This is a genomic window from Amycolatopsis sp. NPDC051371 (genome assembly GCF_040682155.1).
In the GTDB taxonomy this organism is placed as follows: domain Bacteria; phylum Actinomycetota; class Actinomycetes; order Mycobacteriales; family Pseudonocardiaceae; genus Amycolatopsis.
The window spans coordinates 22,965-35,988 of sequence record NZ_JBFBAG010000076.1 but is presented as its reverse complement, the minus strand read 5'-3'; the positions used below and the strand labels follow the sequence as shown (position 1 = coordinate 35,988).

12 protein-coding genes are annotated in these 13,024 nt (G+C 70.5%); 7 read left to right on the top strand and 5 right to left on the bottom strand.

Translation table 11 applies throughout. The features are described 5' to 3' along the window. Nucleotides 1-164 precede the first annotated feature (164 nt). Nucleotides 165-1,637 carry an NAD(P)/FAD-dependent oxidoreductase gene (locus AB0M59_RS50430; protein ID WP_364630547.1) on the bottom strand — a complete coding sequence of 491 codons (1,473 nt, stop codon included), beginning with the start codon at nucleotides 1,635-1,637 and terminating at the stop codon, nucleotides 165-167. 65 nt (nucleotides 1,638-1,702) lie between these two features. Here AB0M59_RS50430 and AB0M59_RS50425 point away from each other — a divergent pair, with 65 nt between their 5' ends. From AB0M59_RS50425 to AB0M59_RS50415, 3 genes are all read left to right on the top strand, one after another. After that, nucleotides 1,703-2,293, top strand: a complete 591-nt coding sequence (locus AB0M59_RS50425) for a TetR/AcrR family transcriptional regulator (RefSeq protein WP_364630544.1) — start codon at nucleotides 1,703-1,705, stop codon at nucleotides 2,291-2,293. Between the two features lie 267 nt (nucleotides 2,294-2,560). Next, on the top strand, nucleotides 2,561-3,406 hold the full coding sequence (locus tag AB0M59_RS50420; protein WP_364630542.1) for a chitosanase: 846 nt from the start codon (nucleotides 2,561-2,563) through the stop codon (nucleotides 3,404-3,406). After that, nucleotides 3,406-3,990, top strand: a complete 585-nt coding sequence (locus AB0M59_RS50415; protein ID WP_364630539.1) for a L,D-transpeptidase family protein — start codon at nucleotides 3,406-3,408, stop codon at nucleotides 3,988-3,990. Before AB0M59_RS50420 ends, AB0M59_RS50415 begins: the two co-directional genes overlap by 1 nt. Here the strand turns inward: AB0M59_RS50415 and AB0M59_RS50410 are convergent. The 3 genes from AB0M59_RS50410 to AB0M59_RS50400 are packed head-to-tail and all read right to left on the bottom strand — an operon-like array spanning nucleotide 3,953 to nucleotide 6,102. Further along, complete coding sequence (locus AB0M59_RS50410) at nucleotides 3,953-4,939, bottom strand: PHP domain-containing protein (RefSeq protein ID WP_364630537.1); 987 nt, start codon at nucleotides 4,937-4,939, stop codon at nucleotides 3,953-3,955. The two genes, AB0M59_RS50415 and AB0M59_RS50410, sit on opposite strands and share 38 nt — an antisense overlap. A 9-nt stretch (nucleotides 4,940-4,948) precedes the next feature. Next, complete coding sequence (locus AB0M59_RS50405) at nucleotides 4,949-5,452, bottom strand: metallophosphoesterase (RefSeq protein WP_364630535.1); 504 nt, start codon at nucleotides 5,450-5,452, stop codon at nucleotides 4,949-4,951. Further along, nucleotides 5,449-6,102: a GntR family transcriptional regulator gene (locus AB0M59_RS50400; protein WP_364630532.1), complete on the bottom strand. Its 654-nt coding sequence runs from the start codon at nucleotides 6,100-6,102 to the stop codon at nucleotides 5,449-5,451. Before AB0M59_RS50400 ends, AB0M59_RS50405 begins: the two co-directional genes overlap by 4 nt. A 76-nt stretch (nucleotides 6,103-6,178) precedes the next feature. Here AB0M59_RS50400 and araD point away from each other — a divergent pair, with 76 nt between their 5' ends. From araD to AB0M59_RS50385, 3 genes are all read left to right on the top strand, one after another. Then, the gene (gene araD, locus AB0M59_RS50395) at nucleotides 6,179-7,891 is read left to right on the top strand and encodes an L-arabinonate dehydratase (RefSeq protein WP_364630529.1); all 1,713 of its coding nucleotides are present in this window, start codon (nucleotides 6,179-6,181) and stop codon (nucleotides 7,889-7,891) included. Between the two features lie 293 nt (nucleotides 7,892-8,184). Continuing rightward, entirely contained in the window at nucleotides 8,185-9,990 is a 1,806-nt protein-coding gene (locus AB0M59_RS50390; protein WP_364630526.1) for a VanW family protein, read from the top strand. A 51-nt stretch (nucleotides 9,991-10,041) separates the two neighbouring features. Next, nucleotides 10,042-11,241 (top strand): MFS transporter, encoded by a 1,200-nt coding sequence (locus AB0M59_RS50385; protein WP_364630523.1) that lies wholly within the window; start codon nucleotides 10,042-10,044, stop codon nucleotides 11,239-11,241. Nucleotides 11,242-11,271: 30 nt separating this feature from the next. Here AB0M59_RS50385 and AB0M59_RS50380 read toward each other — a convergent pair whose 3' ends face one another. Continuing rightward, nucleotides 11,272-11,529: a hypothetical protein gene (locus AB0M59_RS50380; protein ID WP_364630520.1), complete on the bottom strand. Its 258-nt coding sequence runs from the start codon at nucleotides 11,527-11,529 to the stop codon at nucleotides 11,272-11,274. 209 nt (nucleotides 11,530-11,738) lie between these two features. Between AB0M59_RS50380 and AB0M59_RS50375 the strand changes: the two genes are divergently transcribed. Beyond that, nucleotides 11,739-13,013 (top strand): diguanylate cyclase, encoded by a 1,275-nt coding sequence (locus AB0M59_RS50375; protein ID WP_364630517.1) that lies wholly within the window; start codon nucleotides 11,739-11,741, stop codon nucleotides 13,011-13,013. The last annotated feature ends 11 nt before the right edge of the window (nucleotides 13,014-13,024 follow it).

Below are 13,024 nucleotides of genomic sequence, written 5' to 3'. Positions count from 1 at the left end.
GTGTCGCCGTCGCCATCTTCGTCCTGCAGACCGCGGGCAGCGGGATCGCGGTGTACGGCATCCCGATCTACATCGCGGCGTTCCTGTCCCTGTTTCTCACTCACGACCCACTTGCGCCGAGACCCGCCGGACGTAGGCCGCTCGCGCGGCCGGGTCCAATTTGGTCAATGCGCGGATACCGCATGGACCCTCCCGATCTCGTAGTCCGCTTCGTCGAACGAGCCCACCGCCGACCGCAACCGCCCCGTCGAGAACGGCCAGCTGAAACTGTTGCGCCCGTTGACATCCGTGTAGTAGCTCGAGCAACCACCCGACTGGTACACCGTTCCTGGCAGCGCGGCTTGGACCTCGGCGTTGAACGCCGCCTGCGCCTCGGGACGCACCGAAACCGACGCCCACCCCGAGTTCAGCGTCCGGGTCACCGCCGAAACCGTGTGGCGCAGCTGGGCTTCCAGGATCATGAACGCGGACGAGTGCCCGGTCCCCAGGCTCGGCCCCAGCAGCAGGTACAGGTTCGGGAACCCGGCCACGGTCGTCCCCGCGTACGCCTGCGGGCTGCCCTGCCAATGGTCGTCGAGACTCCGGCCGTCGGAGTCGAAGACCCGCGAAGACACCGGCATGTCGAGGATGTGGAAACCCGTGCCGAAGATGATCGCGTCGACCTCGGCGACCGAACCGTCCGCGCCCAGGACCCGGCGGCCGTCGATCGACCGCACCGCCGTCGGGTGCACGTCCACCTGAGACTGGGTCAGAGCACGGTAGTAGGTGTTCGACATCAGGAGCCGCTTGCAGCCGAGCGTGTAGTCCGGCGTCAACGCACGACGCAGAGCCGGATCCCGCACGGCCAGCCGGAGGTGCGCGAGCCCGATCTTCTGCACCTGCCGCAGCAGCCACGGGTGCCGGAACCCGAAGCCGAGCGTCTCCATCGCCCCGTATTCCGCGCGGCGCAACGCCCGCTGCAGCGCCGGGAACCGCCGCAGCAGGAACCGTTCGACGCCCGGGACGTGGTGGTCCGGCTTCGGCAGCACCCACTGCGCCGTGCGCTGGAACAGGTGCAGCCGGGCTACCTCCGGCACGATGCGCGGGACGAACTGCACCGCCGACGCGCCGGTGCCGATCACCGCCACCCGCTTGCCCGCGAGGTCGTAGTCGTGGTTCCAGCGCGCGGAGTGGAAGACCTCGCCCGGGAAGTCCGCGAGCCCCGGCAGGTCCGGGATCAGCGGCTCGTGCCACGGCCCGGTGCCCGCGACCAGGATCCGCGCGGTGTACGGACCCTCAGTCGTCTCCAGTTCCCAAAGAGAACCGTTCCACTGGGCTCGCGTCACCTCGACGCCGTAGCGGATCTTGTCCGTGACCCCGAACCGCGACGTGGTCTCCGCCAGGTACGAGCGGATCTCGGCCTGCCCGGCGAACGCCCGCGTCCACCCGGGGTTGGGCGCGAACGAGTACGAGTACAGCGCGGACGGGACGTCGCAGGCGCAGCCCGGATACGTGTTGTCGCGCCAGGTCCCGCCGAGCGCGCCGGCCTTCTCGAGCACGGCGAGGTCGTCGACGCCGGCCTGGCGTAGCCGGATGGCCGCGCCCAGCCCGGACGCCCCGGCGCCGACGACGAGGACCGCGAAGTGGCGTTGTTCCATTTTCGAAGACTAACAGTATCTCAATACCAGCGGTACCCCGATTCCAAGCTGACTAGAGTGGACGCATGGCCCGACTCACCCGCGCGGAAAGCCAGGCGCGCACCCGCGAGCAGCTGATCGAGACCGCCAAGCTGCTCTTCCTGCGCGACGGCTACTCCCTGACGTCGCTGGAGAAGGTCGCGGACGAAGCCGGGTACTCGAAGGGCGCGGTGTACTCGAACTTCCGCAACAAGGACGAGCTCTGCCTCGCGGTGCTCGACCGGATCCACGACGAGCAGGTCAACCTGGTCGCCGAGGCACTCGTCGGCGCCGACGGCGTCGACGGGCTGCTCGCCGCGTTCCAGACCTGGGCCGAGCGCAGCATCGGCGACGAGGCGTGGACCGCCCTGGAGGTCGAGTTCGCCACGAACGCCCGGCGCAACCCGCACGTGCGCGCCGAGCTGGCCACGCGCGACAAAGCCATCCGCGACACCATCGCCGGCCTGCTCACCGGGTACGCCGAGCGGTTCGGGATCACGCTCCCGATGTCGGCCGACGACGCCGCGACGGCGTTGCTCAGCCTCGGCATCGGCCTCGGCGTCCAGCGGGCGATCGACCCGACGATCCCGGTGAACGTGCTGCCGGACGTCCTCCGCATCTTCACCGGGGCCCGCTGAGCACCGGCTCGAAATAGTCTGTTTTCCCTTCCCGGATTTACCTAATTGCCGAATCCGAGTCCTTTGAGGACGGAAACGCGCCGTTCATGAACATGAACATCTTCCGCCTCTTGTGAAGCACCTCACCCTTCGCTACCGTGGCGCTACGCCGCAGCACCACCCGAAGCCCTGAAGGCGCCGTCCGAAAGGTCGCCGAATTCCGGGCCTCGTCCGCCATGCCCGAAGGCCGTGCTCCCCCACGGCCGACCCGCGGAAAGGCTTTCCCCCATGAGCAAGAAGTTGCGGCCGGTCCTCATCGGCACGCTCGGCGCGGCCTCCGTCGCCGCCCTCGTGATCACCACCCCCGCACTCTCCTCCGCCGCACCCGCGTCGCCGGCCGCGAGCAGCGCGTCCGTGCTCGCCACCGGCGACCTTTCGGTCGCGGCGAAGAAGGAGATCGCGATGAAGCTGGTCTCCAGCGCGGAAAACTCCTCACTGGACTGGAAAGCGCAGTACAAGTACATCGAGGACATCGGTGACGGCCGCGGCTACACCGCGGGCATCATCGGGTTCTGCTCCGGCACCGGCGACATGCTCGAGCTCGTCGAGGCCTACACGGACTCCGTCCCGGGCAACCCCCTCGCCAAGTACCTTCCCGCACTGCGGAAGGTGAACGGCACCGACTCGCACAGCGGGCTCGGCTCGGCGTTCGAGAGCGCGTGGAAGCAGGCCGCGGCCACCACCGCGTTCCAGAACGCGCAGAACAGCGAGCGCGACCGCGTGTACTTCAACCCCTCGGTGAGCCAGGGCAAGTCGGACGGCCTGAGCAACCTCGGCCAGTTCGCCTACTACGACGCGATCGTCATGCACGGCCCCGGCGACAGCTCCGACAGCTTCGGCGGCATCCGCAAGGCCGCGATGAAGAAGGCGAAGACGCCGGCGCAGGGCGGCGACGAGGCGACCTACCTCAAGGCGTTCTTCGCCGCCCGCAAGGTCATCATGAAGCAGGAGGACGCGCACTCCGACACGTCCCGCGTCGACACCGAGCAGCTGGTGTTCCTCAACGCGGGCAACTTCGACCTGCACACCCCGCTGAAGTGGAAGGTCTACGGGGACTCCTACACCATCAACTGATGACCCGTCAGGTGGTGGCCGTCGTCGCGGACGACGCGACGGCGGCCACCGCCGTCCTCACGACCTGGGACCACACCGGGACCGACCGCTTCCGGGTGCACGGCCCGATCCCCGCGCGGATCGGGCGGAACGGCGTCGGCCAGGCCGGCGAATCGACCGCGCACACCCCGGCCGGGGTGTGGCCGCTGACCGAGGCGTTCGGCACCGAGCCCGCGGAGACCCGGCTGCCCTACCGCCTGGTCACCACGTCGGACTGGTGGGTGTCCGACGTCGAATCCCCTTACTACAACACGCACTTCTCCGGCGATCCCGGCACGTGCCCGTTCGACGAGGCCGCCGGTGAGAACCTCGGCGCGGCGGGCCCGGCCTACGCCCACGCCGTCGTCATCGGCTACAACCGCGATCCCGTGGTTCCCGGCGCCGGCTCGGCGTTCTTCCTGCACGTCACCGACGGCAGGCCGACCGCGGGCTGCGTCGCGATCCCGAAGGCCGACCTCGAAGCCCTGCTGCGCTGGCTCGACCCGGCGAAGCACCCCGTCATCGAGATCAGCGGCCGAGCAGTTCCTCCGCCGTCCGGGTGTTGATGATCCGCTCCGGCCCGATCCCCGCCTTGACCGCGCGCTCGCAGCCGTAGGGCTGCCAGTCGAGCTGGCCCGGCGCGTGCGCGTCGCTGTCGATGGCGAACTCGCAGCCGATCTCCGCGGCCAGGCGCAACAGCTTCATCGGCGGATCGAGCCGCTCCGGGCGCGAGTTGATCTCCACCGCGACGCCGTTCTCGCGACACGCGGTGAACACCGCCTCGGCGTCGAACTCCGACTCCGGCCGGCCGCGCCCGACGACCAGCCGTCCGGTGCAGTGCCCCAGCACCCGGGTGTGCGGGTTCCGGACCGCGGCGAGCATCCGCCGGGTCATGTCGCGAGCCGGCATCCGCAGCTTCGAGTGCACACTCGCGACGACGAAGTCCAGCTGTCCCAGCAGTTCTTCTTCCTGGTCGAGGGCGCCGTCGTCGAGGATGTCGACCTCGATGCCCTGCAGCAGCCGGAAGGGGGCCATCAGTTCGTTGGCCTTCGCGACGATCTGCATCTGCGTCCGCAGCCGGTCCGGCGAAAGCCCGTTCGCGACGGTCAGCCGCGGCGAGTGGTCGGTCAGCACCATCCACTCGTGGCCCAGGTCCCGGCCCGCGACGGCCATCTCGCCGATCGGGCTGCCGCCGTCCGACCAGTCGGAGTGCGTGTGGCAGTCGCCGCGCAACGCCGAGCGCAGCGGTTCACCGTCCGGCAGCTTCTTCTCGACGATCTTCTCCCGGTACGCCGGGTCCCGCCCGGCCAGCGCGTCCTCGATGACGCCGGCGGTGGCCTTGCCGATGCCGGGCAACGAGGTGAGCGTGCCGTTTTCGGCCAGCTGCGCCAGCTGCTCGGCGCCGACCTTGTCGGCGGTCGCGGCCGCGCTCCGGAACGCGCGGACGCGGTAGGTCGGTTCTCCCGCGCGTTCGAGCTGGAACGCGATCTCCCGCAAGGCCCATGCCGGATCCATGGGACCTGTCTACCCCGTCCGGGGCAGTTGATGCAGCTCGACGTCCACCAGCGCGCCACTTTCGATGCGCGCGGTCTGGTACGTGCAGAACGGCTGACGGCGGCGATCGGTCGGCGAACCGGGGTTGAGCAGCCGCAGCCCGGCCGGGGTCGTCGTGTCCCACGGGATGTGGCTGTGCCCGAAAACCAGCACGTCGGTGCCGGGGAACTGCGCGTCGCACCGCTGCTCGCGGCCCTGCTTGGCGCCGGTCTCGTGGATCACGGCCAGGCGCAGGCCGTCGAGGTCCGCCCGCGCGATCTCCGGGAGCCGCGCCCGCAGGTCGTCTCCGTCGTTGTTGCCGTAGACGGCGATCAGCCGCTTGCTGCGGGCTTCGAGCTCGTCCAGCAGGCCGGTCTCGACCCAGTCGCCGGCGTGCACGACGACGTCGGCCGCCGCCACCTCGTCCCACACCTGCGCCGGCAGCACGCGGGCGCGGGCCGGCAGGTGGGTGTCCGAGATGAGGAGCAGCTTCATCCGATGGCCTTGAGGACCCGCTCGAGGAAACCGCCGATGTGGTCGCGGAGCAGGGCGGCCGCGCCCTCGGCGTCGCCCTTCTTGGCCGCCGCGAGGACGGCCTTGTGCTCGGTCCACTCCTTCTTCCAGCTGGGGTTGGCTTCCCAGCCGACGACGCTGATCAGCGCCGCGCGGTCCTTGAGGTCGTCGAGGATGCTGACCAGCAGCGGGTTGCCGCAGCCGCGGTAGAGGGCGCGGTGGAAGCGGCGGTTGAGCAGGCTCAGGGCGGCCTGGTCCTTGTCCGCGATGGCCACCGAGGCCTCTTTCAGCGCCTCCGCGGCGTCGTCGAGCAACGCGGTGTCACGCTGGTCGACGGTCCGGCGGACGGCCTCCGGCTCCAAGACCATCCGCACGTCGTAGACGGACTTCGCGAGCTCGGCGTCGACCGTGACCACCGACGCGCCCTTGTACGGGCTGAACGTCACCAGGCCCGAGTTGGACAGGACCTTGAGCGCCTCGCGCACCGGCGTCTTCGACACGCCGAGCCGCGCGGCCAGCTCCGCTTCGACGAGCGGCTGGCCGGGGACCAGCTCACGGGTGAGGATGCCGCGGCGGATCTCCTCGAGGACCACCTCGGTCCGGGAGGCGGGCAGGCTGAACGTCCCGGTCATGATGCGCTCCTCGCTCGTGTCGGAACCCATTCAACCAGGCCCGCGAGATCATATATCAGATGCCATACTGGATCGTATGAAAACACCCGAGGAGCTCCGCAGCCACCGGTGGTTCGGCGGCGACGAACTGCGCAACTTCAGCCACCGCGCCCGCAGCCGCCAGCTCGGCTACAACCCGGAAGAGCACCTCGGCAAACCGGTCATCGGCATCCTCAACACCTGGTCGGACATCAACCCCTGCCACATGCACCTGCGTGAACGCGCCGAGCAGGTCAAGCGCGGCGTCTGGCAGGCCGGCGGCTTCCCGCTGGAGTTCCCGGTGGCCACGCTCTCGGAGACGTACCAGAAGCCGACGCCGATGCTCTACCGCAACCTCCTCGCCATGGAGACCGAGGAGATCCTGCGGTCCTACCCGCTCGACGGCGCCGTCCTGATGGGCGGCTGCGACAAGACCACGCCGGCGCTGCTGATGGGCGCGGCGAGCGCCGGGCTGCCCGCGATCTTCGTCCCGGCCGGGCCGATGCTGCGCGGGCACTGGCGCAACGAGGTCCTCGGCAGCGGCACCGACATGTGGAAGTACTGGGACGACAAGCGCGCCGGGCTGATCGGCGACGCCGAAATGTCCGAACTGGAGCGCGGGCTCGCGCGGTCACCCGGGCACTGCATGACGATGGGAACGGCGTCCACGATGACGTCGGCCGCCGAAGTGCTCGGCATGACGCTGCCGGGCGCGGCGTCGATCCCCGCCGTCGACTCCGCCCACCACCGGATGGCCGCGGCGAGCGGCGCGCGGATCGTCGGCATGGTCTGGGAAGACCTGACGGTGGGGCAGATCCTGGACAAGCGGGCCTATTCCGACGCGATCACGACGGTGCTGGCGCTGGGCGGGTCGACCAACGCCGTGATCCACCTGATCGCGATGGCCGGGCGCAGCGGGATCCCGGTGTCGCTGGCCGATTTCGACGCGCTCGCGCGGCGCGTGCCGGTGCTGGCGAACATCCGCCCCGGCGGCGACTGGCTGATGGAGGACTTCTACTACGCGGGCGGCCTGCCCGGGCTGCTGTCGCGGCTGACCGACCTGCTGCACCCCGAGCGGCTCACCGTCACCGGCAAGACGCTCGGCGAGAACCTCTCGGCCGCTTCGGTCCACAACGACGACGTCATCCGGCCGCGCGACAACCCGGTGGCGGCCGAGGGCGGGGTGGCCGTGCTGCACGGCAACCTGGCGCCGTCGGGTGCGGTGATCAAGCACATCGCCGCCGAACCGCACCTGCTGACGCACACCGGGCCGGCCGTGGTGTTCGAGGACTACGCGGACCTCAAAAAGCGGATCGACAACCCGTCGATCACCGCGGACTCGGTGCTGGTGCTGCGCGGTTCCGGGCCACTCGGGGGGCCGGGGATGCCCGAGTACGGGATGCTGCCGATCCCGTCGCACCTCCTCGAGCAGGGTGTCCGGGACATGGTCCGGCTCTCCGACGCGCGGATGAGCGGCACGAGCTATGGCGCGTGCGTGCTGCACGTGGCCCCCGAGTCGCACGTCGGCGGCCCGCTGGCGCTGGTCCGGGACGGTGACCTGATCACCTTGGACGTTCCTTCGCGGACGTTGCACCTGGACGTGTCCGATGAGGAGCTTTCCCGGCGCCGTTCGGAGTGGGTCGCGCCGGCGCCGCGGTTCGAGCGCGGTTACGGCGCGCTCTACAGCGACCACATCACGCAGGCGGACGAGGGCTGCGACTTCGACTTCCTGGCCCGCGCGGGCCACAATCCGGAGCCCGATGCCCGCTGAGGAGCCGAGCGCCCCAATGTGGCCTTGGTTGCGTTCAACGCACCGAAGGCCGCCTTGGGTGCGTTCAACGCACCGAAGGCCACATTGGGGCGCTCTGGCCGGGACGCAACCGCCCGCCGCGGGCGGCCCGCGCGGGCCACAATCCGGAGCCCGATGCCCGTTGAGGTTGCGCCGGTTGACCGTTCCGTGACCGGTTCATCCCCCGTTAGGGCGAGTCGTACGGCTTGTCCGGGTGCCCCGTACGCTGACGACGTCACCGGCGTGCTCCGGTGCCGCGTTGAAGGGGTGGAGAGTTGCCGTACGAACCGCGCTGGCCCGAGTCACACGGTGAGCAGACGGACGTCCTGCCGGTCGTCCGGCCCGAACCGGATCCGGCGCCGGCCCTCACTCCGGTCCAGAAGCTCGCGCAACGGATCAACCTGCGCAAGGCCGGCTGGATCGCGGGCGGGGCGCTCGGCCTGCTCGTCGCAATCTACGGCATCGACCTGCTGGTCAGCCAGGGCAGCGTCCCGCGCGGCGTGACCGTCGCCGGGGTCGACGTCGGCGGGATGGACCGCCAAGCCGCCGAGCAGGAGCTGCGCGGGCAGATCGAGCCGCGGCTGACGCGCCCCCTCGCCGTGACCGCGGGCGACGTCCAGGGCACGCTGTCGCCGACGGTCGCCGGGCTGAAGCTCGACTGGCCGCAGACCCTCGACCAGGCCGGCGAGCAGCCGCTGAACCCGTTCACCCGGCTCGCGTCGCTGTTCTCCAGCCGCGAGGTCGGCGTCGTCAGCCACGCCGAGGACGCGAAGCTCGCCGCCGCCCTCGACGCCCTCCGCGGTCAGGTCGACCGCGAGCCGGCCGAGGGCACCGTGAAGTTCGAGGGCACGAACCCCGTCGCCGTCGCCCCGAAGCCCGGGCAGAAGCTCGACGTCGAAGCCGCGAAGGCCGCCGTCGTCGAGAAGTGGGCGCGAGGGGAGACGCTGGCGCTGCCGGTCACCAGCACACCCGTTCGCACGACACCCGAAGGCGTCCAGGCCGCGCTGGAGCAGTTCGCGCGCCCCGCCGTCTCGGGTCCGCTGGTGGTCAAGGGCGACGGCAAGAACGCCACCGTGAAGCCGGACGCGATCGCCGCGGCGCTGAGCTTCGAGCCCGCCGACGGCGGCGGCCTCACGCCGAAGATCGACAACGCGAAGATCGCCGAAGCCGCCGGGCCGCAGCTGAAGTCCACCGAGAAGGAGGGCAAGGAGGCGACCATCGTCTTCGAGGGCGGCAAGCCCACGGTCGACCCGTCCACCGACGGCCGGACCGTCGACTGGGACCCGAGCCTCAAGCCGCTGCCCGACGTCCTCAAGAAGACCGACGGCCGCGAGGTGGCCGCCATCTACAAGGACGCCCCGGCGAAGGTGACGACCGAGCAGGCGAACCAGCTGGGCGTCAAGGAGGTCGTCGGCGAGTTCACCACCGGCGGCTTCGCGGCGGACTCCGGCACGAACATCCGCGTCGTCGCGCAGAAGGTGAACGGCGCCATCGTCAAGCCCGGGGAAACCTTCAGCCTCAACGGGTTCACCGGCCCGCGCGGCAAGCCGCAGGGCTACGTCGAGGCCGGCGTGATCGAGAACGGCGCCCCGGCGCGCGAGGTCGGCGGCGGCATCTCGCAGTTCGCGACGACGCTGTACAACGCGGCGTACTTCTCGGGCATGAAGGACGCGGGGCACAAGGAGCACAGCTACTACATCAGCCGCTACCCCGCCGCGCGCGAGGCGACGGTGTTCCAGAACCCCAACGGCGCCAGCGTCATCGACATCAAGTTCACGAACGACTCGGCGACGGGCATCGCGATCCAGACGATCTGGACGCCGTCGTCGATCACCGTGAAGCTGTGGGGCACCAAGCGCTACACCGTCGAGTCGATCCAGGGCGGCCGGTCCAACCCGACCGACCCGCCGACCAAGCCGGGCCCGGCGGAGAACTGCCACGCCTCCAACGGCGCGCCGGGGTTCACCACGAGCGACACCCGCGTGCTCAAGGACGCCGCCTCGGGCCGCGAGGTCAGCCGCTCGACCCGCAACGTCCGCTACAACCCGCAGCCGAAAATCACGTGCGGCGAGGGGCAGTGACCTCCTAACGGCCGTTCACGCAGCGCGTCCGCGGAGGTACCGTGGGTGTCCATGGCGGCGCGTGCGGCGGGGTTCCGGGACGTTCTGGCGGTGGCCGAGTTCCGGGCGTTGTTCTCCGCCCAGCTCGTCTCGGTCACCGGTGACCAGCTGGCGCGGGTCGCGCTGTCGATCCTGGTCTACGACCGGACGAACTCGCCCGGCTGGGCGGCGCTGGCGTACGCGCTGACGTTCCTGCCGGACCTCGTGGGCGGCCCCCTGCTGTCGGGGCTGGCCGACCGCTACCCACCGCGCACGGTGATGGTCCTGTCCGACGTCCTGCGCGCGGTCGCGGTCGCCGTGATGGCGTGGCCGGGTCTCCCCCTGCCGGTGGTGGCCGGTCTGCTGATCGGCGTGCAGCTGTTCAACCCGGTCTGGAACTCCGCGCGCGCGGCGCTGCTGCCGCAGGTGCTGCCCGGCGAGACGTTCGTGCCCGGGATGGGCCTGCTGATGATGCTGGTGCAGGCGGGCCAGGTCGCCGGGTTCGCCCTCGGCGGGCTCCTGGTGGCGGCCATCGGCACCGGCGGCGCCCTGCTCGCGGACGCGGCGAGCTTCGCGGTTTCGGCGCTGTTCCTGGTCACCGGGGTCCACTCTTGGCCACCGCGGGAATCATCGGGTGTCCGCTGGTGGCAGCACGTGCGAGCCGGGTTCACGGTCGTCGTCGGCGACCGGCGGCGGCTCGCGCTGGTCGCGCTGGGGTGCGTGTCGGGGATCTACATCGCGGGTGAGGCGATCGCGGCGCCGTACGCGGCGGAACTCGGCGGGGGCGCGGTGGTCGTCGGGCTGCTGCTCGGGGCGTACGCGCTGGGCAACGTGATCGGGATGGCGGCGTTGTCGCGGATCCCGGCTGATCGGCGAAGCCGGTTGCTCGGGCCGTTGGCGGTGCTGGCGTGCGCGGCACTGCTGGGGTGCGCGCTGCGACCGGACCTCGGGGCCACCCTGGCGTTGCTGACGCTGTCCGGAGTGGCCAGTTCGTACAACTTGATCGCCAACACGACGTTCGTCCAGCTGACCCCGGACGCCCAGCGCGCGCAGGCGTTCGGCTTCGCGCTGACGGCGTTGCGGGTGTCGCAGGGGCTCGGCGTGGTGCTGGCCGGGCTGGCGGCCGAACGCGCGGCACCGCACGGAGTGGTCGCCGGCGCGGGCGCGATCGGCGTGGTCGCCGCCTTCGGCGCGGCGACGTTGTGGCGGCGGGCGCAACCGGAACCCCGGTGACCGGCGGGGTTGCCGGTCACCGGGCACCGTTCAGGACCGCGTCCAGTCGGTCGGGCACTGCGGCAGCGGTGACGAGACGCCGGGACGGGTCCAATCGGTCGGCAGCTCGCGGACGGTCCAGTCGGTGGGCAGTTCGCGCGCGGTCCAGTCGGTCGGCAGCTGCCGCGGGGTCCAGTCCGTCGGGATCGCGCGGGTCCAGTCGGTGGGGAGCTGCCGCGTCCAGTCGGTCGGCCGCTGCGCGCGACGCCGGGACGGGACGATGTTGGCGTTGGGCAGGAAGTGCGACATGATTTCTCCTGTTCGTGAGGGATCTTGCACGGTGCGTGACCGGACGGTAGCCCGACCAGCCTAGTGACACACCGCGTTCATTCGATTACAGTGACGATTTCCGCGAGCGAGTTCCGTCCTGAAAAGAAGGGCGTTTCGTGGGATTGTCCGGGTCCCCAGGGCGCAAGCCCAGCTCAGAACGTCCACGATCAGGTATCCGTACGTGGGCGATGTGGAGGCTGGCCACTCCCGTGTTCGGCTACGTCCTCGTCGTCGACGCGCTGGCGCTGGTCGCGGTCCTCGCCACGAGCGCACTCGTGCCGGTCACGACCCAATCCGTCCTTTGGTGCGGCCTGATCCTGGCCGGCGAGATCGTGCACCTCGAAGCGGCGCAACGCATCGAGCGGATCCGCGAGCTGGCCGCCGACGGCCGGCCGCACATGCACCTGCAGTCGATCTGGATCTTCGCCGGGCTGCTCCTGCTGCCGCCGCCGTTGGCCACGCTCGTCATCGTCGTCAGCTACGCCCATTCCTGGGTTCGCGTGTACAAACGACGCGGCGTGATTCACCGGAAAGTGTTTTCCGGGGCGACCGTCATTCTCGCTTGTTTCGCCGCGGGCGCCGTGCTGTCCGCCGGCACCGGGCACATGGCGCCGTACGTCCCGTACCTGGACGGGTTCGGCGGGATGACCGCGCTGCTGCTGTCCGGGATCGTCTACTTCGGACTCAACTACGTGCTGGTGATCCTCGCGATCGTGATGAGCAACCCGGGCAAGCCGCCGCGACAGGCGTTCGGCAACCCGTCGGACGTGCTGATCGTGCTGGCCGCGGTCGGCGTCGGCTGCGGGATCGCGCTGGTGATGACGGTCCGGCCGTGGCTGCTGCCGGTGCTCATGGTGACGCCGGTGGCGCTGCACATCGGCCTGCTGCTGCCGCAGTTCCAGGCCGCCGCGCGCACGGACTCCAAGACCGCGCTGCTCGCGCCGGAGTTCTGGGTCCAGCTGGCGCGCAACGAGCTGGCCCGCGCCGCGGAGCTGTCGTCGACCGCGGGCGTGCTGATGATCGACCTCGACCACTTCAAGGCCATCGACGACGGCAACGGCCACCTGGCGGGCGACGAGGTCCTGCGCGCGATCGCGGCGGCGATCCAGAGTTCGGTGCGCAGCGGCGACTACGTCGGCCGCTTCGGCGGCGACGAGTTCGTGGTGCTGCTCCCGGGCGCGACGAGCGCGGAAATCGTGTCCATCGCGGACCGCATCCGCACGGCGATCGCCCGGACCGAGGTGCCGGTCCCGGTGATCCGCCCGGGCAAGCCCGAGGTGATCGACGGCCTGACGGCGTCGATCGGCGCGGCGGTCTACCCCGAAACCGCCACCGAATACACGATCTTGTTGCAGGCTGCTGACGACGCGGTGTTCGCGGCGAAGGCGGCGGGGCGCGACCGGGTGGTCCTGGCGGGCCCCCACACGGAGCTCCTCCGCCCCGAAATCCCCGACGTCCTCTGAAGTCCGTGAAT